14 protein-coding genes and 1 pseudogene are annotated in these 17,738 nt (G+C 68.3%); 10 read left to right on the top strand and 5 right to left on the bottom strand.

Annotation, left to right across the window (positions count from 1 at the left end):
* Positions 1-148: 148 nt before the first annotated feature.
* The 7 genes from LXB15_RS03925 (at position 149) to LXB15_RS03895 (ending at position 10,219) form a co-directional block, all read left to right on the top strand.
* Positions 149-502 (top strand): DUF2267 domain-containing protein, encoded by a 354-nt coding sequence (locus tag LXB15_RS03925; RefSeq protein ID WP_233951004.1) that lies wholly within the window; start codon positions 149-151, stop codon positions 500-502.
* Between the two features lie 183 nt (positions 503-685).
* Positions 686-2,395 (top strand): HWE histidine kinase domain-containing protein, encoded by a 1,710-nt coding sequence (locus LXB15_RS03920; RefSeq protein ID WP_233951002.1) that lies wholly within the window; start codon positions 686-688, stop codon positions 2,393-2,395.
* Positions 2,396-2,524: 129 nt separating this feature from the next.
* The gene (locus LXB15_RS03915) at positions 2,525-3,952 is read left to right on the top strand and encodes a methylmalonyl-CoA mutase family protein (protein WP_233951000.1); all 1,428 of its coding nucleotides are present in this window, start codon (positions 2,525-2,527) and stop codon (positions 3,950-3,952) included.
* Positions 3,949-6,114 carry a methylmalonyl-CoA mutase gene (gene scpA, locus LXB15_RS03910; RefSeq protein WP_233950999.1) on the top strand — a complete coding sequence of 722 codons (2,166 nt, stop codon included), beginning with the start codon at positions 3,949-3,951 and terminating at the stop codon, positions 6,112-6,114. The genes LXB15_RS03915 and scpA overlap by 4 nt, the downstream gene beginning before the upstream one ends.
* Positions 6,115-6,200: 86 nt before the next feature.
* Positions 6,201-7,184, top strand: coding sequence for a magnesium transporter CorA family protein (locus LXB15_RS03905; protein WP_233950998.1), 984 nt, complete (start codon positions 6,201-6,203; stop codon positions 7,182-7,184).
* A gap of 329 nt (positions 7,185-7,513) precedes the next feature.
* The gene (locus tag LXB15_RS03900; protein ID WP_233950997.1) at positions 7,514-9,307 is read left to right on the top strand and encodes a bifunctional diguanylate cyclase/phosphodiesterase; all 1,794 of its coding nucleotides are present in this window, start codon (positions 7,514-7,516) and stop codon (positions 9,305-9,307) included.
* Positions 9,308-9,412: 105 nt separating this feature from the next.
* Complete coding sequence (locus LXB15_RS03895) at positions 9,413-10,219, top strand: acyl-homoserine-lactone synthase (RefSeq protein ID WP_233950996.1); 807 nt, start codon at positions 9,413-9,415, stop codon at positions 10,217-10,219.
* 13 nt (positions 10,220-10,232) lie between these two features.
* Here LXB15_RS03895 and pqqE read toward each other — a convergent pair whose 3' ends face one another.
* The 4 genes and pseudogenes from pqqE to pqqA all read right to left on the bottom strand — a co-directional run bounded on the left by pqqE (position 10,233) and on the right by pqqA (position 13,445).
* Positions 10,233-11,372 carry a pyrroloquinoline quinone biosynthesis protein PqqE gene (gene pqqE / locus LXB15_RS03890; RefSeq protein WP_233950995.1) on the bottom strand — a complete coding sequence of 380 codons (1,140 nt, stop codon included), beginning with the start codon at positions 11,370-11,372 and terminating at the stop codon, positions 10,233-10,235.
* Positions 11,369-12,414: pseudogene (gene pqqC / locus LXB15_RS03880) on the bottom strand (pyrroloquinoline-quinone synthase PqqC). Before pqqC ends, pqqE begins: the two are co-directional and overlap by 4 nt.
* Entirely contained in the window at positions 12,411-13,325 is a 915-nt protein-coding gene (gene pqqB, locus LXB15_RS03875) for a pyrroloquinoline quinone biosynthesis protein PqqB (RefSeq protein ID WP_233953040.1), read from the bottom strand. Before pqqB ends, pqqC begins: the two are co-directional and overlap by 4 nt.
* Before the next feature lie 42 nt (positions 13,326-13,367).
* Complete coding sequence (pqqA, locus tag LXB15_RS21090; protein WP_007067894.1) at positions 13,368-13,445, bottom strand: pyrroloquinoline quinone precursor peptide PqqA; 78 nt, start codon at positions 13,443-13,445, stop codon at positions 13,368-13,370.
* A 193-nt stretch (positions 13,446-13,638) separates the two neighbouring features.
* On the opposite strand from pqqA, the gene meaB reads away from it, so the two are divergent.
* Positions 13,639-14,643: a methylmalonyl Co-A mutase-associated GTPase MeaB gene (gene meaB, locus LXB15_RS03870; RefSeq protein WP_233950989.1), complete on the top strand. Its 1,005-nt coding sequence runs from the start codon at positions 13,639-13,641 to the stop codon at positions 14,641-14,643.
* A gap of 118 nt (positions 14,644-14,761) precedes the next feature.
* A complete protein-coding gene (locus LXB15_RS03865; protein ID WP_233950987.1) occupies positions 14,762-15,577 on the top strand; it encodes an NYN domain-containing protein in 816 nt (271 codons plus the stop codon).
* A gap of 318 nt (positions 15,578-15,895) precedes the next feature.
* On the opposite strand, the gene LXB15_RS03860 is transcribed toward LXB15_RS03865, so the two are convergent.
* A complete protein-coding gene (locus LXB15_RS03860) occupies positions 15,896-16,903 on the bottom strand; it encodes an asparaginase (RefSeq protein ID WP_233950985.1) in 1,008 nt (335 codons plus the stop codon).
* A 98-nt stretch (positions 16,904-17,001) separates the two neighbouring features.
* Between LXB15_RS03860 and LXB15_RS03855 the strand changes: the two genes are divergently transcribed.
* A complete protein-coding gene (locus tag LXB15_RS03855; protein ID WP_233953039.1) occupies positions 17,002-17,733 on the top strand; it encodes a DUF3750 domain-containing protein in 732 nt (243 codons plus the stop codon).
* Positions 17,734-17,738: the final 5 nt, after the last annotated feature.

The raw sequence follows: 17,738 nt of genomic DNA, 5'->3' as shown, positions 1-17,738 counted from the left end.
CCTGTCGGTCGCCGAGCTTAGCGGAGCGCGGTCGGCGCTCACAAGCGTGGCGACGCCCGATCTTGGCGATTGCATCGGCGGGACCGAGTTGCCAAGTTCCGGCCGATTCGAACCGGCCGCCGGCCGGACATGCACATGCGAGGACACGATGGACGAACTGCTGACACGCATCACCGCCGAAACCGGCCTGGACACGGCGACCGCGCGGCGCGCGGTGGGAAGCATCCTCGCCTTCCTTTCGGCAGAAAGCGACGATCCGGCCGTCGGCACGATGATCGCCAAGACGCCTGGCGCCGAGGAGGCCCTGGCCGCCACGGGCGGCGACGGCTATTCCGGCGGTGGCATCATGGCGCTGGGCGCCGGCCTGATGGGCATGGGGCTCGACATGGGGCAGATCCAGACCGTCGCGCGGGAACTGGTCGGCTTCTCCCGCAGCCATGCCGGCGCCGAGACGGTCGACCGCGTCATCGCATCGGTTCCGGGACTGGCGCAGTTCGTCTGACGGGGGTTTCCCCTTCCGCAAGGTGACGACGGCCCGCGGCCGGGCGGCGCTGTGCCGCCCCGCTCCTATCCTTATGGATAATGGCCGGAGCCTCGCGTATGCTGTGAACGGAAACAATTTCAACGTTTAACGACGAGGCGGGACGCTTTGGGGGACGGAGCGCCGCGGGGGAATTCGAGGCAGATGACGGCCGACACGCCAGCGGCAAATGCGCGACCGCGAGGGGGACGCGCCGGCCGGCTCCTGCCGGGCTGGCTGCGGGGTCACCGGCTGGCCCGGATGTGGCGCCGGCCGCCCCTGCTGGCGCATCTCATCGTCTTCGCCGTGATCGTGCTCATCCCGGCGCTGCTGTTCAGCGCCTTCCTGATCCTGCAGTTCTCGCAGCAGCAGGAAGAAATCGTCACCGGGCAGGTCAACGATACCGCCGAGATCATCTCCAGCGCCGTCGATCGCGAAATCTACGGCATGATCACCACCGGTCGCGTTCTGGCGTCGTCGCCCGCCCTGGCGCGCGGCAATCTCGACGGCTTTCGGGAACGGACCGTCGCCGCCCTCGCCGGCACGCGGACGACGGCGGAACTGATCGATCCCGATCTCGCCGTCGCGGTCTCGACCGAGGAGGCCGCGACGCGCCCGGGCCAGACGCTCGGCGACGCGGCCACCATCGAGCTGGCGTTCCGCACCCGGCGCCCGGAAGTTTCGGGCGTGATGTTCTCCGAACCGACCGGCCGCTTCGTCTTCCATGTCGCGGTTCCGGTCATCGAAGGCGAACGGGTGCCCTACGTGCTGGTGCTGCAGAAATCGGTGGATACGCTGGGCGACGTCATCGCCGACCGCAACCTGCCCAGCCAGTGGTCCGCGATCATCAAGGACCGGCAGAACCGCCGTGTCTTCGCGGCGATCACCAGCGGCGGGCAGATCCTGCCGCAGGGGGGCGTCTCCTACGACAATCCCTCGATCATCGAGACGCTGGGGAAGGCGAGCGGCGAGCATATCGAGGGCTCAATCGTGTCCAGCCTTTCCGGCTGGGCCACCACGGTGGCGGTGCCGAACCAGGTGATCATCCGGCCGGCGCTGCGCTCCTGGTTCATGCTGGTCAGCGCGGGCCTGGTCCTCCTGGCCTTCTCCATCCTGCTCGCCGTGGTGTTCGGGCGCCGGCTCGCGGCGCCGATCCGGCAACTGTCCAAGCAGGCGGAAGCCATCGGCCAGGGACGCCCGGCCACCATCATCCAGACCGACATCGGCGAAATCGGCGAGGTCTCGATGGTTCTCGCGCAGGCCTCCCGCGATCGCCGCGAGGCCGAAGAGCAGAGCCGCTTCCTGATGCGCGAGATGACCCACCGGGCGAAGAACCAGTATGCGCTCATCGCCGCGATCGCCCGGCGCGCCGCCAAGGAAAGTTCCGACACGACGCAGCTGCTCGCCACGCTGTCGGAGGCGCTGAATTCGCTGGCCCGCTCCGCCGACCTCCTGGCCGGCCGCGGCTGGGAGAGCGTCGACATCAACGACCTCGTCCTCGCGCAGCTCCGGCCGTTCGGCGCCGATGGCGACCAGATCAAGGTTTCCGGGCCGAAGGTCTGGCTCAACCCGACGGCGGCGCAGACCATCGGCCTTGCGCTACACGAGCTGGCGACGAACGCCGCGAAATATGGCTCGCTATCGGTGTCTGAGGGCACCGTCGCGGTCAACTGGTCGATGGACGAGGCCTTCTCGATCGAATGGCGCGAGGCGGGCGGACCGCCGGTGACGGAGCCGAAACGCGCCGGCTTCGGCACCCTCGTCATCCAGAAGATGACGGCACGGGGGCTGGGCGGCGAGGTCGACATGGACTACGCGGAAACCGGCGTCGTATGGAAGCTGGTCACGCCGTCGGAGGCTGTCCTCACCCACTGACGCCGCCTCCAGGTAGCCCGCCGGGCACTTGGCGATTTCGCTTTTTTACGCGACGCGTTATTTGCTCGTGGAGTGACCGGCGGGGGGCCGGGAACCGCCCCGGACATCGCATCGCGGCAGGGAGGTCAGATGAGCGCAGCAAGGATCGACCCGGACGCCTTTCCGCCTGCTACGGAGGCCGACTGGCGAGCCCTGGTCGAGACCAAAGGACGCGGCCTGGACGGGCTCGTCACGGATGCCGAGGACGGGTTCCGCTACGGCCCGGTCTATGCGCGGCGGCACGACGCGGTTCCCCTCGCCCGGCTGGCTGCTGGACGCTGGTCGATCATGGCGCGCGTCGATGATGTCGATCCGGAACGGGCGGGCGGGCAGGCCCTCGCCGACCTCGAAGGCGGCGCCAGCGGGCTGGCGGTAGCGATCGCCGGCGCACCCTCGTCGCGCGGGTTCGGCGTGCCGCTCGACGGCATCGCCCGTGCTTTGGACGGGGTGCGGCTGGACATCGCCGCGCTGCGTATTGAACCCCACCCGCAGTCGCTCGCCGCGTTGGAGGCGATCGCCTCCCTGGCAGCCGCGGCCGGGCACGATCTCGCATCTGTGTCGGTCGACATCAGCCTCGACGACAGCGCCGGCTTCGCCGCCTCCGGCCGGTTTGCCGGCGACGAGCGCGATCGCCGCGCCCGGATCGGGCGCGAGACCCAAGCGCTGCGGGCCCGCGGCTTTTCCGGCCGAACTGTCGAGGCCGACGGCCGGGTCTACAACGACGCCGGCGCCACCGCTGGCCAGGAACTCGGGGCCGTTCTCGCGACCGCCCTTTACGCCTTGCGCGCCATGGACGAGGCGGGCCTGTCCGTCGCCGAGGCGGCGGGGGCGATCGGCTTCACTCTCGCGGTGGACCAGACGCAGTTCGAGCAGACCGCCAAGCTGCGGGCGCTGCGGCTGCTCTGGGCCCGGGTCCTCGAAGCCTGCGGCGAGAGCGATATGCCGCCCTTGCGGCTGCACGCCGAGACCGCCTGGCGCATGCTGTCGGCGAGCGACCCGCACACCAACATGCTGCGGGCGACGATCGCCGCCTTCGCCGCCGCGACCGGCGGCGCCGACAGCATCGCGATCCTGCCGCACACGGCCCCGCTCGGCCTTGCCGATCCGGCCGCGCGGCGGCTCGCCCGCAACGTCCAGGTCATCCTGCAGGAAGAGTCGGGGCTCGGTGCCGTTGAAGATCCGGCGGCCGGGTCGGGCGGCATCGAGGCGCTGACCGATCTGACCGCGGCCGCCGGATGGGACGAATTCTGCAGGATCGAGGCTGAGGGCGGGATCATCGCAAGTCTCGCGTCGGGCGCCCTGCAGAACCGCATCGCGGCGGCGGCCGCGGCGCGGCGCCGCGCGCTCGCCGAGAAGCGCAGCGTGATCATCGGCGCGACGCTCTACCCGATGGAGAGCGAACGCCCCCACACGGTGCTGGCGACGGCGACGCCGCCGGAGCCGGATCGACAGGGCGAACGGGCGTGCGCGCCGCTTCGCCCGCGCCGGCTCGACGAGGAAGCCGAGGTCGCCGCATGAGCCGCATCCCCGACTTTTCCGGTCACGCCTGGAGCCCGCCGGCCACCGCCCCGAGGGCGGCGCGGCAGGAGAGCGTCCGCGAAACGCCCGAGGGCATCCCGCTCGCCGGCGCCTATGGTGAGGCGGACCTGGCCGGCCTGCCCTTCCTCGACACCTGGCCCGGCATCGCGCCGTATCTGCGCGGCCCCTACCCGACCATGTATGTCGAGAAGCCCTGGACGATCCGGCAATATGCCGGGTTCTCGACGGCCGAGGCGTCCAACGCCTTCTACCGGCGCAACCTCGCGGCCGGCCAGAAGGGCCTGTCGGTCGCCTTCGACCTCGCCACGCACCGGGGCTACGATTCCGATCATCCGCGCGTCGCCGGCGACGTCGGCATGGCGGGTGTCGCGATCGATTCGATCATCGACATGCGCCAGCTCTTCGACGGCATCCCGCTCGGCGAGATGAGCGTATCGATGACGATGAACGGCGCCGTGCTGCCGGTGCTGGCGCTTTACGTCGCCGCCGCGGAGGAGCAGGGCGTCGACCAGAAGCAGCTGTCCGGGACCATTCAGAACGACATTCTGAAGGAGTTCATGGTCCGCAACACCTACATCTACCCGCCGAAGCAATCGATGCGGATCATCTCCGACATCTTCGCCTACACGGCGAAGCACATGCCGCGTTACAACTCGATCTCGATCTCCGGCTACCACATGCAGGAAGCCGGGGCGACGGCGGACCTGGAGCTCGCCTACACCATCGCCGACGGCATCGAATATGCCCGCGCCGGCGTTGCGGCGGGTCTCGACATCGACCGGTTCGCGCCGCGTCTGTCGTTCTTCTGGGCGACCGGCATGAACTTCTTCATGGAAGTCGCCAAGATGCGCGCCGCCCGGCTGATCTGGGCGATCCTGATGCAGAAGGAGTTCGCGCCCAAGGACCCGCGCGCGCTGCAGCTGCGCACCCACTGCCAGACGTCGGGATGGTCGCTGACCGCGCAGGACGTGATGAACAACGTCGTGCGCACCTGCGTCGAGGCGATGGCGGCCACCCAGGGCCACACCCAGTCGCTGCACACCAATTCCTTCGACGAGGCGCTGGCGCTGCCGACCGACTTCTCGGCGCGCATCGCCCGCAACACCCAGCACGTGCTGGCCCGCGAAAGCGGCACCACGCGCATCATCGACCCGTGGGGCGGCTCGGCCTATGTCGAGCATCTGACCCACGCGCTCGCGGAAAAGGCCCTCGCCCATATCGACGAGGTCGAGGCGATGGGCGGCATGGCCGCGGCGATCGACAAGGGCCTGCCGAAGCTGCGGATCGAGGAAGCCGCCGCCCGGACCCAGGCGCGCATCGACTCCGGCGCCCAGACCGTGGTCGGCGTCAACCGGTTCGTCGCCGAGGGCACGGACGAGATCGACGTGCTGCGGGTCGACAACGCCGACGTGCGGCGCCAGCAGATCGAGAAGCTGCACCGGCTGAAGGCGGAGCGCGACCAGTCCGCCACCGACGCGGCGCTTGCGGCAATCACCGCGGCGGCGACGCGCGGCGACGGCAATCTGCTCGAGCTGTCGATCGCCGCGGCGCGCGCCAAGGCGACGGTGGGCGAGATGGCCGATGCCCTGGAAAAGGTGTTCGGCCGTCATGTGGCGAGGACGCAGGTGATCGCCGGCGTCTACAAGCGGGAGGCCGGCCCCATGTCGGAACAGATCGCACGTGTCCAGGCGCTCAGCGACGCCTTTGCGGAAGCCGAGGGCCGTCGGCCGCGCATCCTGGTCTGCAAGATGGGACAGGACGGGCACGACCGCGGCCAGAAGGTGATCGCCTCGGCCTTCGCCGATCTCGGCTTCGACGTCGACATCGGCCCGCTGTTCCAGACGCCCGAGGAAGCGGCCCGCCAGGCGGTCGAGAACGACGTGCATATCGTCGGCGCCTCCTCGCTCGCGGCCGGCCATCTGACGCTGGTCCCGCAGCTCAAGGCGGCGCTGGAGCGCGAGGGCCGCGGCGACATCATGATCGTCGTCGGCGGGGTGATCCCGCCGCAGGACGTCGAGACCCTGAAACAGGCTGGCGCGGCAGCGATCTTCCTGCCGGGCACCGTCGTCGCCACGGCCGCCGAGCAACTCATCGGCGAGCTGTCGCGCCGCCTCGGCCACGCCAAGATCGCGGCGGAATAGCGCGGCTTGCCGCTCCCTCCCGGAAACCGACACAAGAGGCAGACGTGATCAGGGCTTATGTCCCCGACGACATCCAGATTCGCGCCATGACAGTCGAGGCAGGCAGCGTGCCGGCCGAGGCCATCTGGATCGACGTCATCAATCCGAGCCGCGAGGAGGAACTGGCGGTCGAGGCGCTCTGCGGCATCGAGATGCCGACGCGCGAAGAGATGCGCGAGATCGAGGTGTCGAGTCGGCTCTATACCGAGGACGGCGCCACCTTCATGACCGCGTCGGTGGTGTTCGGGCTGGACAGCGGCAAGCCGTCCTTTGCGCCGGTCACGTTCATTCTCGTCGGCCTGCGCCTGGTGACGCTGCGCTACAGCGAGCCGAAGAGCTTTGCGATCTTCGCCGCCAAGCTGTGCCGGGACGTTCCGCGCCCTGCGCCGGACGATGCGGGCAAGGCCTCCGCCGCGATCGGCAAGGCACCGACCGCCGAGACCATCCTGATCGGCCTCATCGAGACGGTGGTCGACCGCGTCGCCGACATTCTGGAGACCGTCTCGGCCGATCTCGACGGCATCGGCGACGACATCTTCTCCTCGTCTGACCGCAAGAAGCCGACCAAGACCGGCGACTTCAAGTCGCTCCTGCGCCGCATCGGCGCCGTCGGCGACCTGACCTCGCGGATCCGCGAAAGCCTTGCCACGCTCGACCGCCTGTTGCCGTTCCTGCAACTGGCGCTCGACGGTCGCAAGTCCGTCCCCAAGGATGCCAAGCCGCGCGTCAAGGCGATGGCGCGGGACGTGCATTCGCTCAACGACTTCGTCGCGTTCCTGTCCAACAAGACGGTGTTCCTGCTGGATACGACCGTCGGCATGATCTCCATAGAACAAGCCGCGATCATCAAGATATTCTCGGTGGCAGCCGTTGCCTTTCTGCCTCCGACATTGATCGCTTCCATATACGGAATGAACTTCGAGCACATGCCTGAACTGTCATGGACGTTCGGCTATCCTTTGGCGATCATGGCGATGATCGTTTCCGCGGTCGTCCCGATGATATTCTTCCGAATCAAGAATTGGCTTTGACAAGGCATAGTTGCTTGGTGGCGTCTGGCGCCGATTCTGCTATACAGGCCTCGCTCAGGCTCCTGAGCAATTCAACCTGACATTGCAGATGCAACTGTAATTCCTGGGCGAGGTCGCGTCGAGAACTGTGCGCCGCGCTATCGTTAACCGATAATTTCGTGTTCTCGATCAATCTGCCGCAGGTTCACTCGGCATCGGAGACCATGCAACGCCCCTCCGCGAAGGCTAAAAGCAGAGAATATCAGGACGAACTTCAGACAGTCCGCTCCCTCTACGGGGACGTGGGGGCGTTTGCGATCGGTTCGTTCGTGGTAATCGTCGGAACCGCGATGACGGGCGCCCGCATGGGACACCCGGCGCTGTGGCTCGTCTGCGGCATCCTGACGGTGCTCACTATCATCCGCGTCGTGTCGATGCTGCGCTTCGAGGAACGCGACGCCCGCGGGATCGCCAGCCCCCGCCGCTACCTCCTCCTCTACTGCATTCTCGGAACGCTGCACGTCCTCACGGTGGGCGCATGGACCACGGTGGTGTTCTGGGTCGACACCGACCCGCTCAGCGAGCTCATCGCTCTGTCGACCGCTGTCGGCTTCATGGTCGGCATCCAGGGGCGCAATTTCGCCAGCCCCGCGACGGTCTCGCTGCAGCTGGTCGCCCTGGCCGTGCCGGTGGCGACGGCCTTCCTCGTCAAGAATTCCGGCTGGTACCTGGTCTGCGGCCTGTTCTTCGCGGTCTTCATGCTGTCGGTGCTGGCCAACTCGCGGCGGGTCGGGAAGACCTTCCTCGACGCGCTGAACACGGCTCGCATCAACCAGGATCTGGCGCACCGCGATTCCCTGACGGGCCTGCCCAACCGGGCCGCCACGCAACGCATGATCAGTGCCGGCGTCGAGCGCCTTGACCAGCCCTTCGCCCTGCATTTCCTCGATCTCGATAAGTTCAAGCGCGTCAACGACACGCTGGGCCACAGCGCCGGCGACCGTCTGCTGCTCGAGGCGGCGCGGCGCTTCACCGCGACAGCGGGCGAATCCTGCGTCGTCGCCCGCCACGCCGGCGACGAGTTCGTCATCCTCCAGTACGGCATCGGCTCCCGCCAGGACGCAGCGGACCTTGCGGCGGCGCTGATCGCGACGTGCAACGACCCCTACGACCTCGGTGCGACCGTGGCGAATATCGGCTGCTCGATCGGCACCGCGATCTTCCCGGAGGACGCGACCAGCGCCGAGCACCTGCTGCAGCGCGCCGACGTCGCGCTCTATCACGTCAAGCACAACAGCCGGAACAGCTTCGCCTTCTACGAGACCGCCATGGCGGACGCGGAGCAGGAACGGCTGGCGATCGAGACCGACCTGCGCGGGGCGCTCGAGTGCGACGGCGAACTCTACATGGTGTTCCAGCCGATCATCCGGACGCGCTCGATGGAGGTCGCCTCGTTCGAGGCGCTGGTTCGCTGGAAGCATCCGACGCGTGGCATCGTGCCGCCGGCGGAGTTCCTGCCGATCGCCGAGGAGTCCGGCCTGATCGGCCGCGTCACCGACAAGACGGTGGCGATCGCCTGCCGCGCCGCCGCCAGCTGGCCCGGCGACGTCGCCGTCGCGATCAACATCTCGCCCAGCCAGCTTCAGCGGTCGGACCTCCAGGACATGATCCTGCGCAACCTGGCGGAAAGCGGACTGCCGGCACATCGCCTCGAGGTGGAGCTGACGGAAAACCTCTTCGTCGGCTGCGACAGCGAGACGATGCGGCAGATCCGCGCCCTGCGCGACCTTGGCGTGCGCTTCTCGATCGACGACTTCGGCACCGGCTATTCCAATCTCGGCTACATCAACAACCTGCCCATCGACAAGGTGAAGATCGACCGCAGCTTCCTGACCGGCGTGTTCGACGACGCGCGTCGCCAGACCCTGCTGCGCGGCCTCATCGCCTTCATCGCCGAACTCGACCTGATCACCGTCATCGAGGGGGTCGAGACGCACGACCAGCTCGACATGCTGGAGCGCAACCCCAACGCCCACGAGGTGCAGGGCTTCGTCTTCGGCGGCCCGCTCAGCACCTGCGGCGTGCAGGAATTGCTGCGTCGCTCGCGACCCATGTCCCCGATCGCGCGTCAAGCCGCCCAATAGACGTTAACCACAGCTGAATTTTTGTCAGCCTTATCATGGTTAATGAATTGCAAACGATCGGTAGAATTGTACCTTGTCTCCACAGATGCGGGGGCGTGTGTAGTTATGAGTACGACCGATCACCGGGAGGGGCTGTTCGCCCTGAAGGTTTCCTCCTTGCTGGAGGATATCGAGTACGATCGGGTCGAGACGGATGAGCAGCGCGAGGCCGTCTACCGGCTTCGCTACGACTGCTACCTTTCGGAGGCGGCGATCGATCCGCGGGAGCATCCGCGCTTTACCGACCCGTTTGACGAGCAGGACAACGGCTTCCTGTTTGCCATTCGCTACCGCGACCGGCTGATCAGCTCGATACGGCTGCATATCGCGACGCCCGAATATCCGGACACGCCGAGCATGACGGCCTTCGCGGACGTGCTGGGGGTGCTCACCGGTCGCGGCGAGACCTTCGTCGACCCGACGCGCTTCGTCGTCGACCGGCGCGTCAGGGCGGCGACGGCGCTGATGCCCTATGCCACGCTCCGACTGGCCGCGATGGCGGCGGACCATTTCGACACCGACCACATCATCGCCACCGCCCGGCTGGAGCATACGCCGTTCTACCGGCGCATCTTCCAGCTCGAGCCGCGCACCCAGCCGCGCGACTATCTCGGCCTGGTCAAACCCCTGTGCCTGCTGTCGAACGACACGGAGACCATCCGCGAGCGGGTCTACACGCGGTACCCGATCTTCTCCTCCGATCCGGAGGAGCGCGAGGCGCTGTTCGGGGTTTCCCGCTCGACGGACTTCCTCAACCGGCACGCCATGCTGGCGAACGACAATGACGGTCGCCCGTTCCGCCGCTATCCGATGCCGGTCGATCTGACCGGAACGGCCCGGGCGGAGTCCCGGCGCCGCCTCGAGGAAATCTGAACCAAGGCGCCGCTCAGCTGGCGCGGAAGCCGCGATAGACCACGGCCAGCGGATCGACCACGGAAGAGGCCTCGCTGGTGGCGATTTCGCCGAGTTCGCGGTGCAGCGGCGACTTGATGCAGGCCGGATCGGTATTGGCGGCATCCCCGGTGAGCGCCAAGGCCTGGCAGCGGCAGCCGCCGAAGTCGACGTGCCGGCGTTCGCAGGAGGTGCAGGGCTCCTTCATCCAGCCGGTGCCGCGATAGGCCTCGAAGGCCGGCGATCCGGTCCAGATGTCGGCCAGCGAGTGATCGCGCACCGACCAGAATTCCAGGTGCTTGATCGTCTCGGCGGCGTGGCAGGGCAGCGCCCGGCCCGCCGGCGTGACGCTCAATGTGCGGGCACCCCAGCCGCCATTGCAGAGCTTGGGATAGCGCGCGTAATAGTCGGGGAACACCGCGTCGATCACCAGCTGGCCCTTCAGCCGCTCCCGCGCCTCTTCGACCTCGACGATGGTCCGGTCGACGTCCTCGCGCGCCGGCATCAGCTGCGACCGGTTCTTCAGCGCCCAACCGTAATACTGCGTATGTGCGATTTCGAGCCGCCGGGCACCGAACTCGACGGCCTTCTCGATCATCGCCGGCACCTGGTGGATGTTCATCCGGTGGATGACGGCATTGAGGGTCAGCGGGAAGCCGCGCGCCACGACGGCGCGGGCAAAGGCTTCCTTCTTCTCGAAGCCGCCGCGGTAGCCGCCGACCAGCTCGGTGACTTCCGGGTTGGCGCCCTGCAGCGACAGCTGGATGTGGTCGCAGCCGGCTTCCAGCAGGGCGTCGAGCTGCGCGTCGGAGACCCCGATGCCGGAGGTGATGAGGTTGGTGTAGAGCCCGACCTCGGAAGCATGGCGGGTCAGCTCGACGATGTCGCGGCGCGCCGTCGGCTCGCCGCCGGACAAATGGATATGGATGACGCCGAGTTCGGCGGCCTCCGTGAACACCCGCTTCCAGGTCTCGGTATCGAGCTCGGACGAGCGGCCGTCGAGCTGCAGTGGATTGGAGCAGTAGGTACAGCGCAGCGGGCACCGGTGCGTCAGTTCCGCCAGCAGCCCCAGCGGCGGCGGCGGTGCGGCCCGGGGTGCCGGCGCGGGGCGTCGGTCGAGCAGTGTCTGGCTCATAGCGTCACCATCTGCTTGTCGCGAAGGTCGAGCAGGAAGCTTTCGACGTCCGGGCGGATCGTCGCCTCGTCGGCGGCGAAGACCTCGCCCAGCTGCCGCACGATGTCGCCGATCGAGGCCCGGCCATCGACCCGCTGCAGAATCTCCCGCGCGACGCCGTCGGCGTTGAAGATCCGTTCGGGCCCGACCAGGATGAAGCCGCCGCGGATCTTGTCCTCGCGCAGCCTTACCCCGTGCGGCAGTTTCGGCACCGTGTCGTCCGGCAATCCGGTCATGTCGTCTCCGCGCGCATGCCGACGCCCGGCCGCCACGCATCCGGCGGCGTCATGGCGGGCTCGACATAGGAGAAGTACAGCGCGTCCAGCTGGGCCCACAGCACCTCGCACTTGAAGCGGAGTGCGTCCATGACGGCGCGCTGGTCCTCTGGACGGCGGGCGTTGTCGAGGCAGTAGGCCAGGGCGAAATCCGAATCGCGCTTCGCCTGCACCGGCCGCTTGTCGAAATAGGCCAGCGTCTCCGTCGAGATGAAATCGTAATGCGCCAGCATGCCCTTGCTGCGGATGCCGATCACCGTCGGCGAGAACAGTTCGGTCAGCGACGAGGCGATGGCTTCGAGCAGCGTCTTCTCGCGGACGAAATGCACATAGGCGTCGACCGCGAAGCGCGTCGCCGGGAGGATGCCGACGCCCGACTCGACATAGTCCGGATCGAACCCCACGCCGTCGGTGAGGGCGATCCACTTCTCGATGCCGCCGCGCTGCGCCGGCTGGCCGTCGCAAGCCTCCTGCCCGTCATGGTCGATGATGCGCTGGCGCCATTCGCGCCGCAGCGCCGTGGTCTGCAGCCGGGCGAGGATCGACGCATCCTTCACCGGGATCTGCGACTGGTAGTAATAGCGATTGAGCGCCCAGGCCTGGACCTGGACCTTCGTCAGCTTGCCGTCCTGGAGCAGCTTCTGGAACGGGTGCAGGTGGTGATAGCGCTCGGCGCCGATCTGGCGCAGCGCGGCCTCGAACTCCTGCCGGTCCATCATCGCCTTCATGGCACGATCTCCATGCCGTCCCGGGTCACCTGCCACCCGGCGGCCTCGACGGCCTGCCGCTCGAGCGAACCGTCGACCAGGATCGGGTTGGTGTTGTTGATATGGATATAGGCACGGCTGCCGATGCCGAGGCCCTCGAAGGCGTTCAGGCTGCCACCCTCGCCGGCGATCGGGACGTGCCCCATCCGGCGGCCGGTCTTGGCGCCGACGCCGGCGCGCGGCATCTCGTCGTCCTCGAAGACCGTTCCGTCGAACAGCAGCGCGTCGGCGCCCCTGACGCGCTCGCGCAGGCCCTCGGTCACGGCCGCGCAGCCGGGGATGTAGTAGGCGGTCCGGCCATGCGCCGAAAGCCGCACCCCGACCGTCATCTCGCCCTCCTCGCCGACATCGACCTCGCCCTTCTCCAGATAGAGCGGCACCTTGCCGGGCACCGAGAAGACCTCGACCTCGAGACCCGGGACCGGTTCGAACGCCTCGCCGACGACCACCGGCCGGCGCTCGACGCAGGCGGGATCGAGAACCGAGAACACCGGGTTGGCGGCGATCACGTCGAGCACGCCGGTCGTGCCGTAAAGCGGGAAAGATTGTTTTTCACGCAAGGTCAGCAGCCCCGCGACATGGTCGACATCGCCGTTGGTTACCAGCACGGCGCCCAGCGGCGAATGCCGGCGCGTGGCGTCGCCTGCCCCGGCCGAGGGCGCGATGGGCGGCGACCGCAGGATCTGCTCGCGAAGGTCCGGTGAGGCGTTGAGAAGAAGCCAATGCACGCCGTCCGCGCTCGCAGCGATCGACGACTGCGTGCGGGCGCTCACGCGGGGGTCGCCGCTCCAGTAGAGCCGGCAGACGGGGCAAAGACAGTTCCATTGGGGATAGCCGCCTCCCGCGGCAGAGCCCAATACAAAAAGCCGCAGGCGGGTTTCCACCCGCCCGCGGCTATCGATGGCTGACGGCAATCAGAATTCGATCGGCATGTAGCCGTTGATTTCCATCGCGACGCAGACTTCCGTGATGACGGGCTTGTTCCAGGCCATGGTATCTCTCCCAAAGTGCGGGCAACCGACAGGAGGCCGATCGCTCCGAGTACCCACAATACGCGAAGCTAGCAAAACCCGTTCCCTCGTGGAAGCGACTAGCCGGGCTTCCGCGCTTTCGGGAAAATATCCCACACGCCGGGAGAAGCCGGCGTCGACAGGCGCGCGCCGCGCCCCTATGCATCGACGCTGCATGGACAAGCGACCCGATCCCGAGGCATTGGCGGACGACGTGCGGCGCGGCAGCCGCGCGGCGCTGAGCCGTGCGATCACGCTCGTCGAATCGACCCGCGCCGATCACCGCGCCACGGCGGCCGCGGTGCTCGACCGGCTGGCCGGCGACACCGGCGGATCCATCCGGATCGGGCTGAGCGGCGTTCCCGGAGTCGGCAAGTCGACGCTGGTCGATGCCTTCGGCACGATGCTCACCGGCGAGGGTCACAAGGTGGCGGTGCTGGCGGTCGACCCCTCCTCGGCCCGCACCGGCGGCTCGATCCTCGGCGACAAGACCCGCATGCCGCGGCTCAGCGTCGATCCCGCCGCCTATATCCGCCCTTCCCCCTCCTCCGGCACGCTCGGCGGCGTCGCGGCGCGGACCCGCGAGACGATGCTGCTCTGCGAGGCGGCGGGCTTCGACGTGGTGATCGTCGAGACGATGGGCGTCGGCCAGTCGGAGATCGTCGTTGCCGACATGGTCGATCTCGTGCTGCTGCTGATGATCGCCGGGGGCGGCGACGAACTGCAAGGCATCAAGAAGGGCATACTCGAGGTCGCCGACATCATCGCGATGAACAAGGCGGATGGCGACAATGCGGTCAAGGCACGGGCGGCCGCCGCCGAGATCCGCGCGGCGCTGAACATCCTTTCGCCCCGCTCCGCCGCCTGGAGCGTCCCCGTCCTCACCGTATCCGGCCTCAGCGGCGACGGTCTCGCCGGCCTCTGGCAGGAGATCCTGCGTTTCCGCCGGGTCCACGAGGCAGACGGGAGCTTCGCCGCGCGCCGCGCCGAGCAGCGGGTCCGCTGGCTGAAGGCCGCCATCGACGACGGCATCCGGCGCCGCATCAGCGCCGACGCGGGGATCCGCGCCGCGCTGGAGGACGGCGAAGCGGCGGTGCGCGCCGGCGAGCGCGCGCCGACCGCCGTCGCCGAGGCGATTCTCGACCGGCTGGGCTTCGGTACCGGCCCGCGGCGCGACTGATCCTCCGCCGATCACCGGCGGCGGCCAGGCCCTCGGTTGTGGCCCGCTGCCCGGCGGAGTATTGCGGGGGCGCAACAGGCCGCCGTCGCAAGTCGGCCGACAGCGCAAGGAAACGACGATGTCCCTGACCCGAGCCGACCGCACGCATCGCCTTGCCGTGCTGATCGACGCCGACAACGCCTCGGCGCGGATCGCCGACGGGCTGTTCGAGGAGATCGCCAAGATCGGCGAGGCCAGTGTCCGGCGCATCTATGGCGACTTCTCCAGCCCGCGGTCGAAAGGCTGGGCCGACATCCTGTCGCGCCATGCGATCATCCCGCAGCAGCAGTTCGCCTACACGACGGGCAAGAACGCCTCCGACATCACCCTGGTCATCGACGCCATGGATCTGCTGCATAGCGGCCGCTTCGACGGCTTCTGCCTGGTCTCCTCCGACAGCGACTTCACCCGTCTCGCCGCCCGCATCCGCGAGCAGGGCATCGACGTCTACGGCTTCGGCGAGCAGAAGACCCCGGAAAGCTTCCGGCAGGCCTGCCGGCGCTTCATCTACACCGAGAACCTCTTGCCGCAGCGGATCACCGCCGAGAAGGACGACGGCAAGCCGGCGCCTGCGCCACTGGCCAAGCCGCAGCAGGCCGCCGACCTGCTCAAGCGAGTGATCGACCAGATGGACACCGAGGACAACTGGGTGAATCTCGGCAGCTTCGGCAAGCAGCTGCTGAACATCGCCTCGGACTTCGATCCGCGCACCTACGGCTTCAAGAAGCTCAGCGACCTCGTCCGCTCGACCGGCCTGTTCGACGTGGAAGATCCGGAGGGCGGCAGCGTCCGCATCCGGCTGAAGCCGGCAGCGCCGGCCCGGGGGCGTCGCACGGCGAGCGCGGGCGCAGCGGTGAGCCGCAAGAGCGAGACCCCGAAGAGCGACTGGAGCTGAGAAGAGCGATTGGCGCCGAGACCAACCGGGCAGCGTAGCGACAGCCACCTGCCGGCTAATTCGATCGTGTGCCCCGGGAGCGGCTAGGGAGAGCCTGTTCCACGACTCCGGCGGCTCATAAGCCGCTCCCCAGGCATGTCAGTAAGGGGCCGCTGGGCAGGATCCCGAACAGCAAATCCTGTCGTCTAGGCGGCGGCGTGCTGAGGTGGTTCCATTGCTAACCTCCTGCTGCGTCAAGGACGCAAAGATCAGCCTACGCCTGTTCCGGCGCCGGTCAAGCGCGATGTGAGCGATGCTGAAAATATCGCCGCAGAGGCTTCATGCGGGGGGCATCGTCGCCCGGATCTCGCCGACCTCGACCTTCTCCCAGTTGTGCAGCGTCCGCCGGCCCAGCCCGTCGAAGGTCGCGGCGAGGTCAGCATCCTCGCGTCGCAGGGCTCGGGCGATGACGGCGGCGGCGAGCGCCTCGCTGGCCCGCGTCGCCCCGTCGTCGATCTTGAGCGCGAAGCCGAGGCCGAGATCCGGCAGGGCGCCGCAGAACACGCCCTCGGCCCCGGTCTTGGCGAACACGCGCCCGGGTGCGGCGGTCATCAGGGTCTCGCAGAACCGCCCGGTCCCCGACATCTCCCAGGGATGCGCCATGCAGGCATCGATCAGGCTGCGCCCGGCCGCCGCCCGCTGCGGCGAAATCCCCTCGCCGGTCACCAGCTTCGCGAAACCGTGCGCGAAGCCCTTGAGGGGTGCCGCGAAGGTCGGAATCGAGCAGCCGTCGATGCCGCAGGCGTCGATCGTCAGCGCCTGGCCGACGAGATCCTCGATCGCCGCCCTCGCCCGCACCTGCACCGGATGGTCGCGCCCGACATAGACTTTCGTGTCCTCGCCGCGGTGCACCGCGGTGCAGAGGAAGCCGGCGTGCTTGCCCGAGCAATTGTTGTGAAGCGCCGTCGGGGTCTCGCCGCGGCGGGCAAGCTCGCGGGCGACGGGGGCGTCGAACGGCCAGTGGCAGCCGCATTCCAGCGACGACTCGTCGAGGCCGGCCTTCGCCAGCATCGCCGCCGCCAGCCGAACATGGCCGTCTTCGCCGGAGTGCGAGGCGCAGGCGAGCGCAAGTTCGGCGGGGGTCAGCCGGAAGGCTGCGGCGGCACCGGTCTCGATCAGCGGGATCGCCTGGAAGACCTTGATCGCCGAGCGCGGAAACACCGTGCGGTCGACGTCGCCGGCGGCGGCGACGAGCCGGCCCTCACCGTCGACAAGCGCGAAGGCGCCGCGGTGAAAGCTCTCGACCATGCCGCCGCGGGTCACTTCCACGAGAACCGGGTTTGCCATGCGTTACCTCGACCTTACACTCAGGAGACACCGACCCGCCCCTACCAGCCCTTGCCCGAATCCGCCACCTCTCCAACGGGATCGCCGCCTTGCTGAAAATGCTGCTCCTCGCCATCGGCGGGGTCTATCTGCTGCCCGTCGCGCTGGCCGCGCTGCTTTGGTGGTCGGGCGACCACCCGTCCTCCTGGCGCCAGGCCGACTGGAGTTCCGCGCGCGTCCTGCCGACGCCGCAGGACGGCTCGGACGCGGCACTGTACATTCTCGCTGCCCGCACCGGGGGCATGAAAGGCGCGGTATCCGAGCACTCCTGGATCGTGGTCAAGGACAAGGATGCCAGCGCCTACGAACGCTGGGACAAGGTCGGCTGGGGCATGCCGATCCGCCACAACCACCGGCCCGCCGACGGGCTCTGGTATTCGAACGTGCCGAAGATCATCGTCGGCATCACCGGCGAGGAGGCCGAGCGGCTGATCCCGCAGGTGCGCGAAGCGATCGCCGCCTATCCGTTCGCCGCGGCCGGCGGCTACACGATGTTTCCGGGCCCGAACTCCAACAGTTTCGTGGCCTACGTGATGCGCGCCGTCCCGGGAATCGACGCGAGCCTGCCGGTCGCCGCGGTGGGGCGGGACTACCCGTCGGACGGAAGGCTCGTCGTGCTCGACAGGGAGCGGGGCGAGATCCGGCTGTCGCTCTGGGGCTACGCCGGCCTCGTCGCCGGGTGGAAATCCGGCCTCGAGATCAACCTGCTCGGCCTCGTTGCGGGGATCGACCCGCGCCACCTGGCGGTCAAGGTGCCGGCGTTCGGCACCTATTCGCTGCTCGGCGCCTGACGCGC

Origin of the sequence: Aurantimonas sp. HBX-1, from assembly GCF_021391535.1 — a bacterium.
Classification (GTDB): Bacteria; Pseudomonadota; Alphaproteobacteria; order Rhizobiales; family Rhizobiaceae; genus Aurantimonas.
Note: the sequence above shows the minus strand (reverse complement) of the source record. Positions and strands in the feature narration are given on the sequence as shown.